This is a genomic window from Marinobacter nitratireducens (assembly GCF_000708045.1).
GTDB classification, from domain to species: Bacteria; Pseudomonadota; Gammaproteobacteria; order Pseudomonadales; family Oleiphilaceae; genus Marinobacter; species Marinobacter nitratireducens.
On the sequence record NZ_ANIE01000004.1, the window covers coordinates 86,303 to 105,991 of the forward strand.

Consider the following 19,689-nt stretch of genomic DNA (forward strand, 5'->3'; position numbering starts at 1 on the left):
CGTTGTTGAGAGGGGGTTAGCCTCCGGTCATGTTCATGAAGCGCAGGATCTGAACATCGCCATTGGTCGAGAAATCGTGGCGTTCAGGCTTGAGATCCATGGCGTTAATGATGGTCTGGCGGAGCTTGTCATCGGTGACAGGGTTGGCGCGCAGGACCCGGCGGAGGTCCACCGAGTGCTCGTTCCCGAGGCACAACAACAGTCGCCCTTCCACGGTGACCCGAACGCGGTTACAGGTGGCGCAGAAATTGTGGGAATGGGGTGAGATGAACCCGACCCTTATCGGGCTGTCGGGCATCCGATAATAGCGAGCCGGGCCGCCTGAGTCTTCGGTCGCTGGAACCAGTTCGTGATGATCACGAATGGCGGTGCGAACTTCGTCGCTGGTGCAAAGCGCGAGGCCCCGGTCGTGTTCTGAGATGTTGCCGAGGGGCATCTCTTCGATGAAGCTGATGTCCACCTGTTTGCGACGGGCAAACTCGATCAGCTCCGGGATTTCCTCGTCGTTCCTGCCCTTCATGACCACCGTGTTCAGTTTAATGCCACGGAAGCCGGCTTCGCGGGCGGCATCGATACCATCCAGAACCTGGCTGAGCTTACCGGTGCGGGTAATGCTGCGAAATTTATCCGCGTCCAGTGAATCCAGACTGATGTTCAGGCGGTGAAGCCCGGCTTTGCGCAAAGGCTCTGCCATGGTGGTCAGTTGGCTGCCGTTGGTTGTCATCGCGAAATCGCGCAGGCCATAGGTGCCAATTTCCCGAACCAGTTCCAGAATGTCTTTGCGTACCATCGGCTCGCCGCCGGTCAGCCGGATTTTCTCGGTACCCAGAGAAACGAAGTTGCGGGCGATGCGGGCAATCTCTTCGAGTGTCAGTACCTGTTGGCGAGGCAGGAACGTCATGTCCTCGGCCATGCAATACACGCAGCGAAAATCGCATCGGTCTGTGACGGACAGGCGCACGTAATTAACTGTGCGGCCAAATCGATCTGTCAATTGCTGCGGCATTGGAACGAATCCTGCGGACGTGACGTGTGTATAAATATGTAGGTCAAGTATTGCAGATTGAACGACGGATTCCGATACCCCTCGCGGGGTAATCCAACCGGCTCCGGAAGGGATTTTCCAAGACTTGATTTCTGTTTTTAGGTAGAATGAATGCGGGTATTATTCGAGGCGGAGGCCTTGTTATGAGTAGCGAGTCAGGAAAAAGATGCTTTCTGATTCTTTCATATGTATCCGTTGGGCTGGCAGTTGCAGGCATTGTTTTGCCGCTGTTGCCCACAACCCCATTTGTTCTCCTTGCGGCTTTTTTTGCCAGTAAAGGCTCCCCGGCGTTCGCCCGGTGGCTCGATGAACACCCCCGATACGGTCCAATCATCGATAACTGGCAGAGGAACCGCGTCGTACCCGTTAAGGCCAAGGTGCTGGCTTGCACCATGATGGCGTTGAGCTGGGCGCTGCTATTTGCGATGGGGACGTCTGCTGTAGTCCTGGTTGTGGTGGGGGTGTTTCTGACCTGTACAGCCAGCTATCTGCTGACCCGGCCCTCTTATTGAATTTGCCTTGTAAGGACTTGGAGTAAGACATGCACATCACCCGTTACACGGATTACTCTCTGCGAGTATTGATCTACCTGGCCGTTCAGGGTGATCGTCTGGCGACCATCCAGGAAATTGCGGACAGCTACGATATCTCCAAGAACCATCTGATGAAGGTGGTGCATCAGCTCAACAAGAAGGGCTACATCGAAACCATTCGGGGCAAGAAGGGCGGCATGCGCCTGCACATGGCGCCGGCGGATATCAATATCGGTATTCTGGTCAGGGAAACTGAGCAGGATCTGAGTATCGTTGAGTGCCAGTCCTCCAGTAATGCCTGCCGGATTACACCTGTGTGTGGGCTCAAATCGATGTTCTCGGAGGCCTTGCAGGCATTCCTTTCCACTCTCGATCAATACACGCTGGCCGATGTGATCCAGGATCAGCATCGGCCGCAGTTGTTACGCTTACTTCAGATCGCCTGAGCCGGCTCCGGGCTCGTCAATCTCTGGCGTACCCGGTCAGGCAGTGAGTACGCCATGATCCGCTTCAGCACGGTGCCATACTGGCGAGCAAAGCTGCCGGTGTTGTAGTGGATGCCATGTTTGCGGCAGACGGCCTGCACTTTTTCGGAAATCTCCGGGTAGCGATGAGCTGGCAAGTCAGGAAACACATGGTGTTCGATCTGATAGCTCAGGTGCCCGCTCAGCAGGTGTATCCACTTGCCGCCGGTGAAGTTGGATGAACCGGTGAGCTGTCGCAGGTACCAGTGGCCCTTGCTCTCATTCTCACATTCCTGCTCGGTGAATGTTTCCGCATCCTGGGTAAAGTGACCGCAGAAAATCACGGTGGATGACCACAGGTTCCGGATCAGGTTGGCACCGATGTTTCCTGCCAGCACAATCGGGGCGACCGGAAAGGTGATCAGCGGGAAGAACACGTAGTCCTTGAACGCCTGGCGTCCACCTTTACGCGCAAACTCTTTCAGGAAAGGAAGCTTGGACTTCCAGGTGATCTCGCGGCGGCGAAGTCTTTCGCTCTCCAGTTCGTGCACGCCCACGCCCCACTGGAACAGGACGGTCAGCAGGATGTAGTTGATGAACTGCAGAAGGTGCCCGGGGTGCCATTTGACGTCATCGCTGAGTCGAAGAACGGCGTAGCCATAATCCCGGTCCTTTCCGATCACGTTGGTGTAGGTGTGGTGCTCGTAGTTGTGAGTCCGGCGCCAGGAGTCGCTGGTACAGACCGTATCCCATTCATAGGTTTGTGAATGCAGGGATGGGTCGTTCATCCAGTCGTACTGACCGTGCATGACGTTGTGCCCAATCTCCATGTTCTCGATGATCTTGGAGAGACCGAGGGCCGTGGTGGCCGCCACGAATACAGGCGGGATAAAGCCAAAGGGCATCATGACGCGGCCGCCGATTTCCAAAGTCCGGTGCAGGCGGACGATCCGGCGGATGTATTTGGCGTCCCGCTCACCGCGGTCAGCCAGCACCTCATCCCGAATGGCATTCAGGTCGCTTTCGAGTTCTGCAAGTTGCTGTTCGTTCATCTTGATCATGTTCACTCCTCATGCTGCGCTCGGCAGCATGTAAACGTTCGAAATGTTTCAGATGTCCACGGAAACCGGGCCCTGGGGCACGGAAACGCAAAGTTGGATGTTCTCTTCGCCTGGGCCTGAGGTTTTGCCGGTCAGGCGGTTGACGACCGTGCCGCTGGTTTTCCGGCAACTGCACTGATGGCATATACCCATCCGGCAACCATGGCGCGGGGACAGCCCGGCGGCTTCCGCAATTTCCAGAATGTTGGCATCGCCTTCCGAGCTGACCTCAAGCTCACTGCCAGTGAACTGAACGATGCCGCCTACCGAGTCGCTGTCGAGCGCAACGCCAGGTGCGGCGAAGAAGGTCTTGTGAATGTGTTCAGCCTTGAGGCCTTGGGCTTCGAGCTGGGATTCCGCGAGGTCCATCAACCCGCCCGGTCCACACATGTAAACTTCCCGAGCCTTGAGTCCCGGAACGGACTGGAGGTCCTGCTCTTTAAGGAAGCGGGGCTTATCTGTGTCGTGGGTCGCAATGACATTGAGCGTAAGTGCGGAATAGCGAGACGCCAGCGCCTCGAGTTTTTCCTGGGCAATGATGTCCCTGGACGTTCGCACATAATAAAGAAGCGTCACTGGCGCGCGATAGTCATCTGCCGCCATGGTTTCCAGCATGCTCAGAATCGGCGTAATGCCGCTGCCGCCGGCGATGAACAGTACGGGACGTGGTATCTCTGGGAGTCGGAACTCTCCGAAGGCTTCGCCCAATCCGATCACTGCATCAGTGTCCAGGTGATCGTGAATCCAGTTAGTGACCAGACCGCCCGGTAGCCGCTTGATGGTTAACGTAATCAGTCCCTGATTGCGCCAGAGCGCTGGAGAACTGGAGAGGCTGAATGTGCGGTCGTAACGAACGCCGTCAATTTCGGTACATATGTTCACATGTTGTCCGGCGTAAAATCCTGCCCACTGTTTGGCTGGCTTAAGCACCAGGGTTTTGGTGTCTGCGGTTTCATTGATAACCTGTTTGATCTGTGCAGGTGTGTACTGTTGTACCCACATGGGGTTTAGCTGTTCCAGCAGCGGATCAAAAAAGGCAGCCGGGTCTTCCCGGTTAAAAAGCTGCCGGCCAAGCCACTGGAGCGCTTTGTGCTGTGTCTGTCTTGCTAACATGGTGCTTTCTCCATCGAGTCAACTGTGCTCTTGTGTACAGTTGTTCACTAATGTGTACGACTGTACACACGGAGTTGGAGGTCAGCAATACGGACTGGTGTGTTGGCTCAAAATGACAATTAATGCGTACTCTGGGCTTCCGGAATGTGTACACTTGTCATCTTGCAGTGAACAAGTAGCGGTACAGGCAAGGTCATGGCAGATCATCGACAACGCAGAAAACCGGGGGAAACCCGGGAAAAGCTGATGAACGCGGCTTTAGAGCTGGTGGGCAAGGGGCGGCATTTCGCGAGTCTCGGTATCCGGGAAGTCACCCGGCAGGCAGGGGTGGTTCCTACCTCGTTCTATCGTCATTTCCGAAATATGGACGACCTCGGCCTGCAATTGGTTGATGAGCTTGGCCTGGTGCTCCGGCGGATGATGCGGGAGGCCCGGGGCAATGTGCTTCAGGCTGACAAGCTGATTGAGGAGTCGGTGGGCATCTTCATTAGCCATGCCCTGGCAAACCGTAACTTCTTCCTGTTCATGGCTCAGGGGTTGGCCGGTGAGAGCCGCGCCGTGCAGGAAGGGATCCGGAGCGAAATGCGGTTTTTTGCCAGCGAGCTCGCAAATGACCTTCGACGCCTGCGTCTGGCAGAGCACCTCTCCGACAAAGACCTGGACGTGACCTGCGATCTGGTCGTGCGAACGGTGGCATTCAGTCTGACGGATTTGCTGGGGGTATCCGTTGACGATGATTACCAGGTCGATCAGATCAGGAAGCGGACAACCCACTTCCTTCAACTGATCTTTGTTGGTGCTGCCAACTGGCAAAGCGCTAAGTAAAGGGAGGGATAAGCGAAATTATCCCTTCCGGTTTGCAGTCTTTCCGGTTTTGGCTGTGGCCGGTGGCAGAAGCAGTTCCTCCAGCTCGTCCAGTGCCTCCCCGGTGTATACCGCCAGTTTCTGCATGCTCGGCAACGTGTCCCGGCAGCCGGTATAGCCGAAGTTCAGAGAGCCCGCATAGCTCAGGCAGGTGATATTGAGCGCACCGCCGTGAGCGATCAGGGAGACCGGATACATGGCTTCGAGCTTCGCTCCCTCATAGTAAAGGGTGCGTTGCGGTCCTGGCACATTGGAAATGGTGACATTGAACACCGGCCGCATGCGTCCGCCCATGCCGGACATCAGTTGCAGAATGTAGGGTGACATCAGCAGCATGGTGTACTGGGTGAGGGCACTCTTTGGCAGCTTCTGCAAATGCTCCTTCGCACGACGTGTTGACGTCTTGATGTTCTGCAGGCGGTTCAGCGGATCAGGCTCGTCTGTTGCCAGAGAGGCGATCATGAAGCTGATCTGGGTTCCAGTGCCCTGATCGTCCGCTGGCCGGATGTTGACCGGGATGCCAGCCGTGAGCGGCGTATCCGGCAGACCTTCATCCTGTTCGAGCAGGAAGCGCCGCAAGGCCGTCCCGCAAAGGTAAAGCACGATGTCATTGAGGGAACCGCCGGATACATGGGCCAGCTCTTTGAGCCGCTCCAACTGATAGTGTTGGGTGGCAAACCGCCTTTGCCCTGTCACCCGGTGGTTGATCTTTGACACCGGCCCGGTGAACGGAGCGGTCAGTCCGTCCTCCGGATGTCGTACCGAGTGCACCAGTCGGTTGCCTGCCTGCCAGAGCCTCGGGGCCATGTCGGCCTGCAGTTTCAGGGCATCCATGGCCTGGGAGAGCGCGCCGGGGATGGTGGCTTCCGAATCCTTTTTACTGCCACGGTGACGTTCCGGGCGTACCGACCAGGGCGGCAACATATTGCGTTTGTCCGGATCGGTCGTCAGAACCCGCTGCATCAGGCGAACACCGCTGATGCCATCAATCATCGAATGATGCATCTTGGTGTACAGGGCGAAGCGGTTGTTCTCCAGACCTTCGATGACATGGCACTCCCAGAGTGGGCGATCAAAATCCAGCGGATTGGAGTGCAGGCGCGATACCAGCACCCCAAGCTCTCTCTCGCCGCCAGGACGTGGGAGAGCGGAGTGTCGTACGTGGTAATCCAGGTCTATGTTCTTGTCGACTTTCCATGTCGGTGCCAGCAGGCGTCCGAGAAGTCCGGACCATGCCAGTTTGTAGCCCCAGGGCGGGGCGATGTCTCCGGCTTCTTTCATGCGGTTGACCATGTCCCGCAGGAAAGTGTCGGGAGCGCCTTCCGGCAGCGAAAAAATCTGGAGGTTGCCCACGTGCATCGGGGTGTCATCAGATTCTACGGCCAGCCAGGAGGCATCCAGGGTTGCTAGGCGTCTCATTCCTTGTTGTGCTCCACGGGTGTAAGGGTTCTTTTGATTGTAGACTGCAAGTATACGGATATCGTGCTGAGTTAACGATGTGGCAGGCTGAAAGGTTCCAGTGTTTTTGCTGTAGGTCACGCTTGTTACGCGCCCTCGACTTCTGTTCAGTGTTCGTGTTCCCGGTAAATGGCTATGCTTGGGGATTACCGTGTCACGATGGGCGGAGTGTCCGATATGCAGTTTCTCAATGGAATAACCCTTTTACTGGTCTATCAGCTGGTGGGTGAAATCGCTGTTCGTCTCGCTGGTGTTCCGATTCCCGGCCCCGTTCTCGGTATGGTGATGCTGTTCCTGACACTCTGGCTTCGAGGCGCGGTTCCAGACTCCGTTGGTGAGGCGTCCACAGCCCTGTTGTCTCACCTGTCCCTACTGTTTGTGCCCGCAGGCGTCGGCATGATGGCGCATTTCAGCCGCATTGCCGATGAGTGGGTGCCGATCACCCTGGCCCTGTTGCTCAGCACCATTATTACCATGGTGGCGACGGCGTTCATCATGCAACTGACAACCCGATGGCTGCAGAGAACGACGGCTCCTGAAGGAGGAAAGGGCAATGAATGATCCGGGCCTCAAAGATATCTGGGTATACCTCGCTGCCTCGCCGCTGCTGGGACTCACCATTACTCTGGTGGCCTATGGATTGGCCTATCGCCTCTATTTACGGACCAACTCCAATCCTCTGGCCAATCCGGTGGTGACCTCCGTCGCCTTGCTGATTGGCCTGCTGCTTCTGACCGGTACGCCCTATGAAGATTACTTCGAGGGCGGTCAGTTTGTGCATTTCCTCCTTGGGCCTGCGACAGTGGCACTCGCCGTGCCCCTGTACCAGCAGTTTTCCCGGCTGCGTCAGTTATGGCTGCCGGTCACCATCTCGCTGATTGCCGGGGTAGTGATTGCCGCCGGCAGCTCCATTGGGCTGGCCTGGCTGTTTGGCGGGTCCACGGAAATCCAGATGTCGCTGGCGCCCAAGTCAGCCACGGCGCCGGTTGCAATGGGTATCTCCGAGAAAATCGGAGGCCTGCCGTCGCTGACCGCGGTGCTGGTGGTCATCACCGGCATTACCGGCGCGGTCCTTGGAACCAAGCTGTTTGAATGGATCCGGATCAAGGACGACACCGCCAAGGGCATTGCCATGGGCGTGGCGGCCCACGGCATTGGGACCGCGAGAGCGTTTCAGGTCAGCCCCCAGATGGGCGCCTTTTCCGGGCTGGCGATGGCGCTGTCCGCGTTTGCGACGGCGTTGGTGGTTCCCTGGCTGGTCGATCTGATTTCGATGTGGGTCTAGGTGTTGATTTCGAGGCACCTGCTACCTGGGGCTTACGACCAACGAACAGTAATAAGCAAATCAAATGATTATTTAACGAGTCACCTTTTCTGTTTTGAATGGAGGTAAATCACACCCCTGAAAACGAATTTCGTCCGGGGATTGAGGCGCTGGTGCCTGAGCCCGGGACGACGAGGAGGTTCTCTTGATTTATAACAAGTATATAAAATCAATGATATTGTCGGTAGTGTCGCTGCCGGTGGCAGTGTCGGCCCTAGCTCAGGAAACAGAAGCGCAGGAGGTCGACGCTCTGGAGGCGAGAGCAGCTGAGCAGGAGTTGGTGCTGAAGGTGACCGCACCGCGCCTCACTCGTAACCTGTATGACACCCCGGCGGCGGTCTCGGTGATCAGTGCGCCTGACATTCAGCGGGGCCAGCAACGCCAGCAGCTCGACGAATCCCTGGACACGGTGCCTGGTCTGTTTTTCCAGAACCGATACAACTTTGCACAGAACCTTCGCCTCTCCACCCGCGGTTTCGGCGCAAGATCCCCGTTTGGAATCCGGGGGATTCGTATTCTGGTGGATGATATTCCCTACACGCTCCCGGATGGCCAGTCCCAGATAGACGCTATCGATCTGGATTCGGCGCAGCGTATTGAAGTCATTCGCGGGCCCTCATCGGTTCAGTACGGCAACGCTGCAGGTGGGGTTGTGGATATCTCCACCGCACTGGGAGACGAGTTGCCGGAGGCTGGTCGCCTCCGTCTTGATGGCGGCAGCCATGGGTATCGCAAGGTCGCGTTTCAGGGCAATGGCAGTGGGGACGACACCAGTGGCATTGCAACCCTGTCCTGGTTGAATGTCGATGGGCATCGGGAACACAGCGCCGCAGAAAAGGGGCTGCTGAACACCCGTGTATCCCATGAATTCTCTGCGGGGCGCCGCCTGACCGCAACGCTCAATGCGCTGCACAACCCGAAGGCTGAGGACCCCGGAGGATTAAGCCTGAGCCAGGCCGAGGACGACCCTGAACAGGCGACGACACTGGCAAAGCGTCTCGACAGTAGCCAGACCGTCAATCAACAAACATTCGGCCTGCAGTTCGATGACTCCCTTGCGTTACCCGGTCATTACTCGGTCACCGGCTTCTACACTCACCGGGATTTTGCCCAGCAGTTACCGTTTCCGGGCAGCAGCCGCATTGCCTACGATCGCGATTTCTATGGCCTCAGCTCGCAATACCAGCAAGCCAGCCATCTGGCGGGTATGCCGCTGACCTGGGTTGCGGGTCTGGATGTGCATCGACAGTCCGACCAACGGCGGCGTTACCTGGTTTCGATCAACGGTGAGGTGACAGGCCAGAGTCAGGCAGAAACCCAGAATGCGACCAACACAGCAATGTTCGGTCAGGGTGACCTGGCGCTCTCCGAGCAACTGACGGTGTCACTGGGAGCCCGGTACGATCACCTCCGGTTGTCGATTGACGACCACTGGCTGAGTGACGGCAACGACTCGGGAAGCCGGAATTTCAGGGAAGTCAGCGGTGTTGCTGGTATCAGCTACAGGATCACACCTGTCCACCAGATCTATGGATCGATCGGCACCGCGTTTGAGGCACCTACCTTCACGGAATTTGCCAATCCGAATGGGGGAGGCTTCAACCCGGACCTTGAGCCCCAGCAAGCGCTTAACCGGGAACTGGGTATGAGGGGCTTGCTCGGTCAGGGGTTAAGTTACGATATTGCCGTGTTCTCAATACGGGTTGATGACGAAATATTGCCCTATAACCTGGGCAGCCAGACCTTTTATGAAAACGCCGGAGAAACTCGCCGCAACGGTCTGGAAGTCGGGCTGGCGTGGGATATTTCCTATGCCTGGCGGCTGACCAGCGCCCTCACTCTCGCGGACTATGAACTGCGCGATTTCACCGACGAAGAGGGGAATGACGCCGATGGCAACGATATTCCCGGTTTGCCTGGAGAACTCTGGGTGAGTGAACTGGAATGGCAGGGCCGGAAAGGTCGTTTCGCTGCGCTGGAATGGCAGTACGTCGGCGACCTGTACGCGGAGAACAGTAACCAGACCGAGGTGGACGCCTACTGGCTGGTGGGGCTGCGGGCCGGAGACTCGTTCCAGTGGTCTGAACAGACTTTGAATCTCTACGCCGGAGTCCGAAACCTGTTGGACGAAGACTACTTTGCCAATGTGCGGATCAACGCCAACGCCAACCGACCGGTGGAGGATCGGGGCTATTTCGAGCCGGGACCGGGAAGAACTTTTTATGCTGGCCTGGAATGGGTATTCTGAATGCCTAACAACTTGAAAAACAGAGGCTTCAGAACATGAAAACCAAGTTTCTCCTGGACGAGAGCCAGATGCCGAAGTACTGGTACAACCTGCAGGCGGATTTTCCCGAACCGCTGCCGGCTGTGCTGCACCCGGGCACCCAGCAGCCGGTTGGTCCCTCGGATCTGGAGCCACTGTTCCCTGAAGCCCTGATCGAACAGGAGGTGACGACCGAGCGGGAGGTGGAGATCCCCGAACCGGTGCGCGATGTGTATCAGCTCTGGCGACCCGCGCCACTGTACCGTGCTCACCGGCTGGAGAGGGCGCTCGGGACGCCAGCCAAGATTTTCTACAAATACGAGGGGGTCAGCCCGGCTGGCAGTCACAAACCGAACACCGCCATCCCCCAGGCGTTCTACAACCAGCAGGCGGGTATCCGTACCCTGACCACGGAAACCGGGGCCGGCCAGTGGGGCACGTCACTGTCCTTCGCGGGTTCGCTGTTCGATATCGATGTGACCGTGTTTCAGGTCCGGGTCTCCTATAACCAGAAGCCCTACCGTCGTGCCGTGATGGAAACCTACGGTGCGAAGTGTGTTCCGTCTCCTTCAGAACTGACCGAGTTTGGCCGCAAGGTGCTTGCGGAGAACCCGGACCACACCGGCAGCCTCGGCATCGCCATTTCCGAGGCCGTAGAGTTGGCGGTTCAGGATCCCAACACCAAATACGCGCTGGGCTCAGTGCTGAATCATGTCCTGTTGCATCAGACAGTGATTGGTCTTGAAGCGATGCAGCAGATGGAAATGGCGGATTGCTGGCCGGACGTGATCGTAGGCTGCACCGGTGGCGGATCGAACTTCGCCGGCATTGCCTTCCCGTTCATGGGGCATGCGCTTCGGGGCGGGGAAAAGTCCCGGATTGTGGCCGTGGAGCCCTCAGCCTGCCCGACCCTGACTCGTGGCAAGTACGCCTACGATTTCGGCGACACCGCGCATATGACCCCGCTCACCAAGATGCACACCCTCGGTTCAGGCTTCACACCGCCGGGATTCCACGCCGGTGGCCTGCGATACCATGGTATGGCACCGATGGTTTCCCATGCCAAGGAGTTGGGGCTGTTCGACGCTGTTTCCTACACCCAGCGGGAATGCTTTGAGGCGGGTGTGCTGTTCGCGAGGAATGAGGGAATTGTACCCGCTCCGGAAGCCAACCACGCAGTCAAGGGGGCCATTGATGAGGCGCTCCGATGCAAGCGCGAGGGCAAGGAAGAAGTCATCCTGTTCAACCTCTGCGGCCACGGCCACTTCGATATGGCAGCCTACACCTCTTACTTCGCCGGAGAACTGAGCGACCACGAATACGACGAACAGGAACTGGCTATGGCCCTGTCAGGCTTACCTTCCGTAGGTGCCTGATCGGTCCCGTGGTGGGGGGTACCCCCGCCGCGGGACCAGCCACCAGCAAAGTAACGGGAGGGTTCAGTGAGCCCCCGATGACTGGTCGTCGACTACTGGCGGCGGGCAATGATATTCCTCCACCACGGTCCCATCGTCCACACTCTCAAGGTGAACATCGAACCCCCAGAGCCGGTGGACATGGCGCAACACCTCCTCCGTTTCCTGCCCCAGAGGCACCCGGTCCACCGGTATGTGCCGTAGCGTCAGAGAGCGGTCACCGCGAACATCCACATTCCACACCTGGATGTTGGGTTCCCGATAACTGAGGTTGTATTGCCGCGCCAGCTTCTCACGGAGTGGGCGATAGCCAGGATCGTCATGGATGGCGGTAACGGTGTAATGGTCTTCCTGATCATCGTTCTCAATGGAAAACAGCTTCAGGTCCCGCATGACCTTCGGTGACAGGAACTGCTGGATAAAGCTCTCGTCCTTGAAGTTCTTCATGGCGAAATGCAGCGTTTCCAGCCAGTCCGAGCCAGCGTAATCCGGGAACCACTCCCGGTCTTCATCCGTGGGGTTCTCGCAAATCCGTCGCAGGTCGGTAAACATTGAAAATCCCAGGGTGTACGGGTTGATTCCGGAATACCAGGGACTGTTAAAGGGCGGCTGGTAGACAACGGCCGAGTGGCTCTGCAGGAATTCCAGCATAAAGCCATCGTTGACCAGGCCCTTGTCGTACATACGATGCAGCAGGGTGTAGTGCCAGAAGGTGGCCCAGCCCTCATTCATCACCTGGGTCTGGCGCTGCGGATAGAAGTACTGGGCCAGCTTGCGCACGATGCGCACGATTTCCCGCTGCCAGGTCTCCAACAGTGGGGCGTTCTTTTCAATGAAATACAGGATGTTCTCCTGGGGATCTTCGGGATAGCGCTTTTTGAGGCTGACCGCGTCCTCGTCGCCATCCGGCCTGGGGATCGTCCGCCAGAGGTCATTGATGCGACGTTGCTGGTATTCCTCCCGTTCCTGCTGCCGCCGCTGCTCCTCGACAGCGGAGATCGGGGCTGGTCGCTTGTAACGGTCGACGCCATAGTTCATCAGGGCATGGCAGGAATCCAGGATTTCTTCGACGGCATCCACCCCGTAGCGTTCTTCGCACTCTGCCACGTAGTGTCGGGCGAAGACCAGGTAGTCGATGATGGCACTGGCGTCAGTCCAGGTCTGGAACAGGTAATTGCCTTTGAAGAACGAGTTGTGGCCATAGCAGGCGTGGGCGATCACCAGTGCCTGCATGGGCAGGGTGTTCTCCTCCATCAGGTAGGCAATGCAGGGATTGGAGTTGATTACGATCTCGTAGGCCAGCCCCATCTGGCCCCGCTGGTAGCCCTTCGAGGTGCTCAGGAACTGCTTCCCGAAGGACCAATGGTGATAGCCCACGGGCATGCCCACCGAACTGTAGGCATCCATCATCTGCTCTGCACTGATCACCTCGACCTGGTTTGGGTAGGTGTCCAGATGAAATTCCGCCGCGCACTTGGCGATTTCTTCATCGTATTGACGGATCAGATCAAAGGTCCACTCGGAGCTGGTGGATATCGGCTCGCTGGCCCTTGGCTGATCACTGTCAGGCGCGTTCGGGCGATCGGCAATATCAGTCATGCGGCTTTCCTCTCGAACAGCTGACGGAACACGGGATAGATCTCACCGGCGTCCGCGATCTGTTGCATGGCAAAGCTCTGGGGGAAGCGCTCCATGATTTTCTCGTACTCGTACCAGAGCATCTGGTGGTCCTGCGGCGTGATCTCCACATAGGCGTAGTACTGCACCAGTGGCAGAATGCTGTCGGCCAGGATTTTGCTGCACACAGGGGAGTCGTCGTTCCAGTTGTCCCCATCCGACGCCTGGGCCGCATAGATGTTCCATTCAGTCGGCGAATATCGGGATTCGATGATTTTGTGCATCAGCTTCAGGGCGCTGGAGACAATGGTGCCGCCGGTTTCCCGTGAGTAGAAAAACTCCTCTTCATCCACTTCCTTCGCGCTGGTGTGGTGGCGGATGAAAACCACGTCGATCTTCTTGTAGTTCTTCTGCAGGAACAGATACAGAAGAATGAAGAAGCGTTTTGCAATGTCCTTGTGCATCTGGGTCATTGACCCGGATACATCCATCAGACAGAACATGACGGCACTGGTGGCGGGCTTGGGTTGTTTCTGGTGTTGCCGGAAACGCAGGTCGATCTCATCAATGAACGGAATCCGCCGGACATTGGCCTTGAGGCGGGCAATCTCCGACTCCAGGGCTTCGATCTGGTCCTTATGGCTGAAGGCCGCATCCAGGTCATCCGGTGCGGATTTCAGGTCTGCCAGCTGCTCCTCCATTTCCCGGATCTTCTTGCGTCTGGCGCCGGCCAGCCCCAGCCGGCGGGCGTGGGCGCCACGCAGTGAGCGCACCACATCCAGCTTTGCCGGAACACCCTGGGTGGTAAAACCGGAGCGCACGTATTTGAACGCCTCCGTGTCTTTGAGTTTTTTGCGGGCGAGATTGGGGAGTTCCAGATCATCGAACAGGAAGTCCAGAAACTCTTCCTGAGTGATCTGGAAAGCGAATTCATCCATGCCTTCCCCGTCCGGGCTGGCCTGGCCCTGACCCTGGCCCTGGCCACCGCCGCCCTGGGGCTTTGGAATGCTGTCACCGGCAACAAACTCCTGGTTGCCGGGGTGGACCATCTCCCGTTTACCGCCCTGACCATGATGGAAAATGGGTTCGTCGATATCCCGGCTGGGAATGCTGACGTTCTCCCCGCGCTCGATATCCGTGATGGATCGGCGATGAACCGCGTCCGACACCGCTTTCTTGATGTGATGCCGGTAGCGGCGCAGGAACCGCTCCCGGTTCACCGCGCTTTTGTTCTTGCCGTTCAGTCGCCGGTCGACAATGTGGGTCATACCCATGGTACTGCTCCCGTTGGCCGTTAGTGGGACTTACGAACACGCAGGTACCACTCGGCGAGCAAGCGAACCTGTTTCTCCGTGTAGCCTCGATCGACCATACGTTCGACGAACTGCTTGTGTTTCTTCTGATCTTCCTGGCTGGCTTTCGGGTTGAAAGAAATAACCGGCAGCAGATCTTCGGTGTTCGAGAACATCTTCTTCTCGATTACGCTGCGCAGCTTCTCGTAACTGAGCCAGGAAGGATTACGCCCCTGGTTGTTGGCGCGGGCCCGCAGCACGAAGTTGACCACCTCGTTGCGGAAATCCTTCGGATTGCTGATACCGGCCGGTTTCTCGATTTTCTCCAGCTCGTCGTTGATGGACGAGCGGTCGAGAATCTCCCCGGTCTCCGGATCCCGGTACTCCTGGTCCTGAATCCAGAAGTCGGCATAGGTGACGTACCGGTCGAACAGGTTCTGACCATACTCGCTGTAGCTTTCCAGATAGGCTGTCTGGATCTCCTTGCCGATGAACTGGACATAGTGCGGTGCCAGGTATTCCTTGATGAATCGCAGGTACTTCTCCTGGATGTCGGTCTGGAACTGCTCCTGCTCAATCTGTTTTTCCAGCACATAGAGCAGGTGCACCGGGTTGGCAGCGACTTCGGTGGTGTCGAAGTTGAAGACCTTGGAGAGAATCTTGAAAGCAAAGCGTGTGGAAAGCCCGTCCATGCCCTCCATGACACCGGCAGAATCCCGGTACTCCTGAATGGATTTTGCCTTGGGATCGGTATCCTTGATGTTCTGTCCGTCGTAGACCCGCATCTTGGAGAAGATGCTGGAATTTTCGGGATCCTTGATGCGCGACAGCACCGAGAACTGGGCCAGCATGTCCAGGGTGTCCGGAGCACAGGGAGCCCCGAGCAGGGAGCTGTTGCTGAGTAGCTTCTTGTAGATCTCAATCTCTTCCGAGACCCGCACACAGTAGGGCACCTTGACGATGTAGACCCGGTCCAGGAACGCCTCGTTATGCTTGTTGTTGCGGAACGTCTGCCACTCAGACTCGTTGGAGTGGGCCAGAATGACGCCGTCAAACGGCACCGAACCCATGCCCTCGGTGGTGTTGTAGTTACCTTCCTGGGTGGCCGTCAGGAGCGGGTGCAGCACCTTGATCGGCGCCTTGAACATCTCCACAAACTCCATCAAACCCTGGTTTGCCTTACACAGGCCGCCACTGAAGCTGTAAGCATCCGGATCGTCCTGGGAGAAATCCTCCAGCATCCGGATGTTCACCTTGCCTACCAGTGCGGAAATGTCCTGGTTGTTGTCGTCACCGGGCTCGGTTTTCGATACCCCGATCTGATCCAGCACCGACGGGTATTTTTTCACCACCCGGAACTTGCTGATATCGCCCCCGTATTCGTGGAGTCGCTTGACGGCCCAGGGTGACATTATGGATTTCAGATACCGCGGAGGGATGCCGTACTCCTCTTCAAGAATCTGGGCGTCCTCCGTGGGATCGAACAGCCCGAGCGGCGTTTCATTGACCGGTGAGTCCTTGATGGCATAGAACGGCACCTTCTGCATCAGTGCCTTGAGCTTCTCCGCCAGAGATGATTTACCGCCACCCACCGGGCCGAGCAGGTAGAGAATCTGTTTCTTCTCCTCCAGCCCCTGAGCGGCATGCCGGAAGAACGACACGATGTTTTCTACGGCATCTTCCATGCCATAGAACTCGGAAAACTCCGGATAACGTTTGATCACCTTGTTGGAAAATATGCGTGACAGGCGGGGGTCACGGGAGGTATCGACGAGTTCGGGCTCGCCGATGGCAATTAACATTCTCTCCGCGGCCGTGGCGTAGGCCGTTGGGTCCTTTTTGCAGATCTCCAGGTATTCCTCCAGGCTGTATTCTTCTTCCTGGGTACTTTCATACCGATCTTTGAAATGCTGCACGATGCTCATAGATGGCCCCTCGCTTGCTCTCTAATGTCACTCTCAGTTCACGCAATATCCCCGTTGCATCGGTACCGCCGTTCCGGGCGGTTCATTTAGTTATGGGTGGAAGGAATGGATACTTACAAGCCGGCTGGCAACAGGTGCCTTTGCCGGCCTGTTTAATTTGAGCTTAGTTCACGCTCTGGAAGATAGACAGCCGGTATTCGTATTAGGTTCATTAAAATATGTTATGGGGTGTTTTTTTGTGTGGGGGGCAACACCTACCGCTTAACTAACCTGAAAACACTCTCAGTCCCGCCAATCAGCCCGCGCCGTTTGGCAAACAGATGATCATTCTCAATGGTGTTCGTCACGATGTGTTCGATATCGTAATCCTCGCCATAGAGCTCCATCACCTCCTCGTCGCTGACGTTAAACGGTGGCGCGGTGATGCGGGTCTTGTAGTCGAGGGTCACCAATAGAATCTTTGTGCCATCGGGAATGACCGCCGTCAGATGATCAACGTATTGCTTGCGCATGGTCGGGGGGAGGGCGATGAGGGCGGCGCGATCATAGACCAGGCGCACGTGCTTGAGATCGTCCGGAACCAGCTGGAAAAAATCGCCACACCATAGCTCAAGGTCATCATGGGCGAACTTGGTGAATGGCTCGCCAGGATGAACCTTCGCTTTTTCGCCGGCCTCCTCGAAAAAATCCTTACAGGCGATCTCGCTCAACTCGACACCGATAATCGGGTGTCCGCGGTCGCTTAGCCACCACATGTCGTGTGCTTTGCCGCAAAGAGGGACGAAGACAGCGTCGGTGGAATTGCCAGCCAGTGTTGGCCAGTGGTCGTGCAGGAACTGGTTGACGGTGCCCTCGTGAAAGCCGATTTCCGTCTTGGCCCACCGTTCATGCCAGAATTCATGTTCCATTGTATCCACCTCTCACTCTTGTGCGTTTGTATCAGTCTAACCTAATCTGTTGGCTTCTGGACTCAGGAGGAAAGTATGAGAGCGGTATTTCTGGATGCGAAAACTCTCGGTGATGACGTCGATCTGACATCGATCGAAAACGTCACTGGCGGATTGAAAAAATACGAGAAAACAGCGCCCGATGAGGTGCTTGAGCGCATTCAAGGTTTTGATACCGTTGTGGTTAACAAGGTGGTTCTGACCCGGGAACACTTTGATGCCTGCCCTGAACTGACGACCATTGCGGTGGTTGCCACTGGCACCAACAACATCGACAAGGTAGCCGCTGAAGACCATGGCATTCGTGTTCTGAACGTGACCAATTATGGCCGTTCGACTGTTGCCCAACACACCATGGCGTTGATTCTGGCGCTGGCGACCCGCCTCCTGGATTACGATCGGGATGTGCGGGCCGGGCGCTGGGGCAAGAGCGACATGTTCTGTCTGATGGACCATCCGATTCTCGAACTGGAGGGCCGTACCCTGGGGATTGTGGGATACGGTGATCTTGGTAAAGGTGTGATCGAACGTGCCGAGGCGTTCGGCATGAAGGTCATGCTGGGAACGCGCCCCGGTCAGGAGGCCGGAGAGGTGGATGGCTATCAGCGCATTCCGTTGGATGAGTTATTGCCTCAGGTGGATGTGCTCTCCCTTCACTGCCTGCTAACTGATGAAACCCGGGATATGATCGGTGAGCGGGAGCTGAAAATGATGAAGCCGGACTCGCTGCTCATCAATACCAGCCGCGGAGGACTGGTGAATGAGCAGGCCCTGGCTGATGCTCTCCGGGCTGGGGACATCGGAGGCGCCGGGTTTGATGTGTTGACAGAAGAGCCGCCCCGGAATGGCAACCCCTTGCTGGCGGATGATATTCCCAATCTGATCATTACGCCGCATTCCGCATGGGCCAGCCGGGAGGCGCGCCAAAGGATTGTGGAAATCACTGCCGGGAATCTCAAGTCCCTCGGCTGAACCGTCGGGTCAGTAACGAAAAAGCCCCGGATTCCGGGGCTTTTTTTGTACGGGTTGAACGTTCTCAGAACGTCCAGCCGAGGCTGGCGGAGGCGCCCACCTGATACATTTCCAGGGTGATGGTCTGATCCTGCGCCAGCGGGTTGTCGCCTGAGACTTCCTTGGCGGGGGAATAGAACACCATGCCGGACAGTGCCAGGGTGTCAGTGAACTGGTGCGTGAAGCCACCGGTGAAGTGCCATTCCTGAACACCCGGTGCCAGGATGTTGAACAACACATCCTCATCCGAAATCGGGTTTTCCCCGTAACTCACGCCCGCACGCCAGGCGTGTTCCGGTGTTTGCTGCCATTGCCAACCCAACTTGTAGATGGTCATGTCATCCCAGCCGAAACCGGCGCCATCATAGTTGCCGAGTTGGGCAGTCTGAAGGTTTGGTAGCAGCGGATTGCCAACACTGTTGATCTCGCTGTAGCGGATATGCTGAACATCGAACACGATCCAGTGGTTTTCGATACCGGACCAGGCGATGCCGGCGTTGAACATCTGGGGGATGTCAAAGTCGCCCTGTTCCGCAAACAGGCCGCGGTATTTGTCGAACTCGTTCATTTTGAGGATATTGCGCCAGCTGACGCCGCCTCTGAGCGTATCGGTAATTTCGCCCTGCCAACCGATCTGGTAGCCGTAGCCCCAGGCATCGTCAGTACCGTTGTTGGATACGGCATCAGGTGCCGATGAAAAGGCGCTGAAGCCCTGAAGACCCTTGGCTTCAAAACGCTGGTAAGCGATCACCGGAGAGAGTCCGAAGGCCTGGTTATCAGTGAATTCCCAGGACCATGTCGGAGCGATGAATACCTGCTCCAGGTTGACGCCGGTACGGCCGCCGTAAAAGGGACCACCGTTGCCACCGGGATAATCGGTATTCATGCCTCCGTTGGCGAACACGGAGACACCGAAGGCGGTGGTGTCCGAGAGCTCGGTATTGAATCCGAAGTGAGGGATCACAAACCCGTCGCGGCTGCTCTTATAGGTGCCCGGTTGCAGCGGAAACATGTCGCCGGGTGCCGGGTTGCCTTCCACCGTGTACTTGCGACGTGGAGAAAACACTTCGACACCGCCGTCTACGCGGTTGCCAATAAAGGCCATACCGGCCGGGTTGGTTGCAGCGGCGATGCTGTCCTGGGACAGCGCCGAACCTGCGCCTGCCATACCTTTACTGATGGTGCCGTATCCATGGCTGAAATATCCGTTGGTCGCCAGGGCCGCAGTCGGTGCCAGCGCAGTGGCGGCAGCGATGGCCAGGGGAAGCGTCAAACGCATAATTGAACACCTGTGAGTAAAGTGGGTCGTTTACGT

At 57.1% G+C, this 19,689-nt stretch carries 17 protein-coding genes; 8 read left to right on the top strand and 9 right to left on the bottom strand.

Annotated features, from left to right (window positions below):
• Positions 1-16: 16 nt before the first annotated feature.
• Complete coding sequence (gene moaA, locus D777_RS06705; protein ID WP_036129803.1) at positions 17-1,006, bottom strand: GTP 3',8-cyclase MoaA; 990 nt, start codon at positions 1,004-1,006, stop codon at positions 17-19.
• A 182-nt stretch (positions 1,007-1,188) separates the two neighbouring features.
• Here moaA and D777_RS06710 point away from each other — a divergent pair, with 182 nt between their 5' ends.
• Both D777_RS06710 and D777_RS06715 read left to right on the top strand, forming a co-directional pair.
• Complete coding sequence (locus tag D777_RS06710; RefSeq protein WP_036129806.1) at positions 1,189-1,557, top strand: YbaN family protein; 369 nt, start codon at positions 1,189-1,191, stop codon at positions 1,555-1,557.
• 29 nt (positions 1,558-1,586) lie between these two features.
• Positions 1,587-2,024, top strand: a complete 438-nt coding sequence (locus D777_RS06715; protein ID WP_036129809.1) for an Rrf2 family transcriptional regulator — start codon at positions 1,587-1,589, stop codon at positions 2,022-2,024.
• Here D777_RS06715 and D777_RS06720 read toward each other — a convergent pair.
• Together D777_RS06720 and D777_RS06725 are read right to left on the bottom strand one after the other, a co-directional pair.
• Positions 2,012-3,103, bottom strand: coding sequence for a fatty acid desaturase family protein (locus tag D777_RS06720; RefSeq protein ID WP_036129811.1), 1,092 nt, complete (start codon positions 3,101-3,103; stop codon positions 2,012-2,014). The two genes, D777_RS06715 and D777_RS06720, sit on opposite strands and share 13 nt — an antisense overlap.
• A gap of 48 nt (positions 3,104-3,151) precedes the next feature.
• The gene (locus tag D777_RS06725) at positions 3,152-4,255 is read right to left on the bottom strand and encodes a ferredoxin reductase (RefSeq protein WP_036129814.1); all 1,104 of its coding nucleotides are present in this window, start codon (positions 4,253-4,255) and stop codon (positions 3,152-3,154) included.
• A gap of 195 nt (positions 4,256-4,450) precedes the next feature.
• Here D777_RS06725 and D777_RS06730 point away from each other — a divergent pair, with 195 nt between their 5' ends.
• The gene (locus D777_RS06730) at positions 4,451-5,080 is read left to right on the top strand and encodes a TetR family transcriptional regulator (protein ID WP_036129817.1); all 630 of its coding nucleotides are present in this window, start codon (positions 4,451-4,453) and stop codon (positions 5,078-5,080) included.
• An 18-nt stretch (positions 5,081-5,098) separates the two neighbouring features.
• Here D777_RS06730 and D777_RS06735 read toward each other — a convergent pair whose 3' ends face one another.
• The gene (locus D777_RS06735; RefSeq protein ID WP_036129819.1) at positions 5,099-6,538 is read right to left on the bottom strand and encodes a WS/DGAT/MGAT family O-acyltransferase; all 1,440 of its coding nucleotides are present in this window, start codon (positions 6,536-6,538) and stop codon (positions 5,099-5,101) included.
• Positions 6,539-6,754: 216 nt separating this feature from the next.
• On the opposite strand from D777_RS06735, the gene D777_RS06740 reads away from it, so the two are divergent.
• The 4 genes from D777_RS06740 (at position 6,755) to D777_RS06755 (ending at position 11,543) form a co-directional block, all read left to right on the top strand.
• Complete coding sequence (locus D777_RS06740; RefSeq protein ID WP_036129993.1) at positions 6,755-7,138, top strand: CidA/LrgA family protein; 384 nt, start codon at positions 6,755-6,757, stop codon at positions 7,136-7,138.
• On the top strand, positions 7,131-7,862 hold the full coding sequence (locus D777_RS06745) for an LrgB family protein (protein WP_036129821.1): 732 nt from the start codon (positions 7,131-7,133) through the stop codon (positions 7,860-7,862). Before D777_RS06740 ends, D777_RS06745 begins: the two co-directional genes overlap by 8 nt.
• Before the next feature lie 211 nt (positions 7,863-8,073).
• Positions 8,074-10,149 (top strand): TonB-dependent receptor family protein, encoded by a 2,076-nt coding sequence (locus D777_RS06750; protein WP_036129824.1) that lies wholly within the window; start codon positions 8,074-8,076, stop codon positions 10,147-10,149.
• A 35-nt stretch (positions 10,150-10,184) separates the two neighbouring features.
• Positions 10,185-11,543 (top strand): TrpB-like pyridoxal phosphate-dependent enzyme, encoded by a 1,359-nt coding sequence (locus D777_RS06755; protein ID WP_036129827.1) that lies wholly within the window; start codon positions 10,185-10,187, stop codon positions 11,541-11,543.
• A 63-nt stretch (positions 11,544-11,606) separates the two neighbouring features.
• Here D777_RS06755 and D777_RS06760 read toward each other — a convergent pair whose 3' ends face one another.
• The 4 genes from D777_RS06760 to tmpT form a co-directional block, all read right to left on the bottom strand.
• Entirely contained in the window at positions 11,607-13,181 is a 1,575-nt protein-coding gene (locus tag D777_RS06760; protein WP_036129830.1) for a SpoVR family protein, read from the bottom strand.
• The gene (locus D777_RS06765; RefSeq protein ID WP_036129832.1) at positions 13,178-14,473 is read right to left on the bottom strand and encodes a YeaH/YhbH family protein; all 1,296 of its coding nucleotides are present in this window, start codon (positions 14,471-14,473) and stop codon (positions 13,178-13,180) included. The genes D777_RS06760 and D777_RS06765 overlap by 4 nt, the downstream gene beginning before the upstream one ends.
• A gap of 20 nt (positions 14,474-14,493) precedes the next feature.
• Positions 14,494-16,416, bottom strand: coding sequence for a PrkA family serine protein kinase (locus tag D777_RS06770; RefSeq protein ID WP_036129835.1), 1,923 nt, complete (start codon positions 16,414-16,416; stop codon positions 14,494-14,496).
• A gap of 254 nt (positions 16,417-16,670) precedes the next feature.
• Complete coding sequence (tmpT, locus tag D777_RS06775) at positions 16,671-17,324, bottom strand: thiopurine S-methyltransferase (protein WP_036129837.1); 654 nt, start codon at positions 17,322-17,324, stop codon at positions 16,671-16,673.
• A 75-nt stretch (positions 17,325-17,399) separates the two neighbouring features.
• Between tmpT and D777_RS06780 the strand changes: the two genes are divergently transcribed.
• Positions 17,400-18,335 carry a D-2-hydroxyacid dehydrogenase gene (locus tag D777_RS06780; RefSeq protein WP_036129838.1) on the top strand — a complete coding sequence of 312 codons (936 nt, stop codon included), beginning with the start codon at positions 17,400-17,402 and terminating at the stop codon, positions 18,333-18,335.
• A 64-nt stretch (positions 18,336-18,399) separates the two neighbouring features.
• Here D777_RS06780 and D777_RS06785 read toward each other — a convergent pair whose 3' ends face one another.
• Positions 18,400-19,653 (bottom strand): OmpP1/FadL family transporter, encoded by a 1,254-nt coding sequence (locus D777_RS06785; RefSeq protein ID WP_036129840.1) that lies wholly within the window; start codon positions 19,651-19,653, stop codon positions 18,400-18,402.
• Positions 19,654-19,689: the final 36 nt, after the last annotated feature.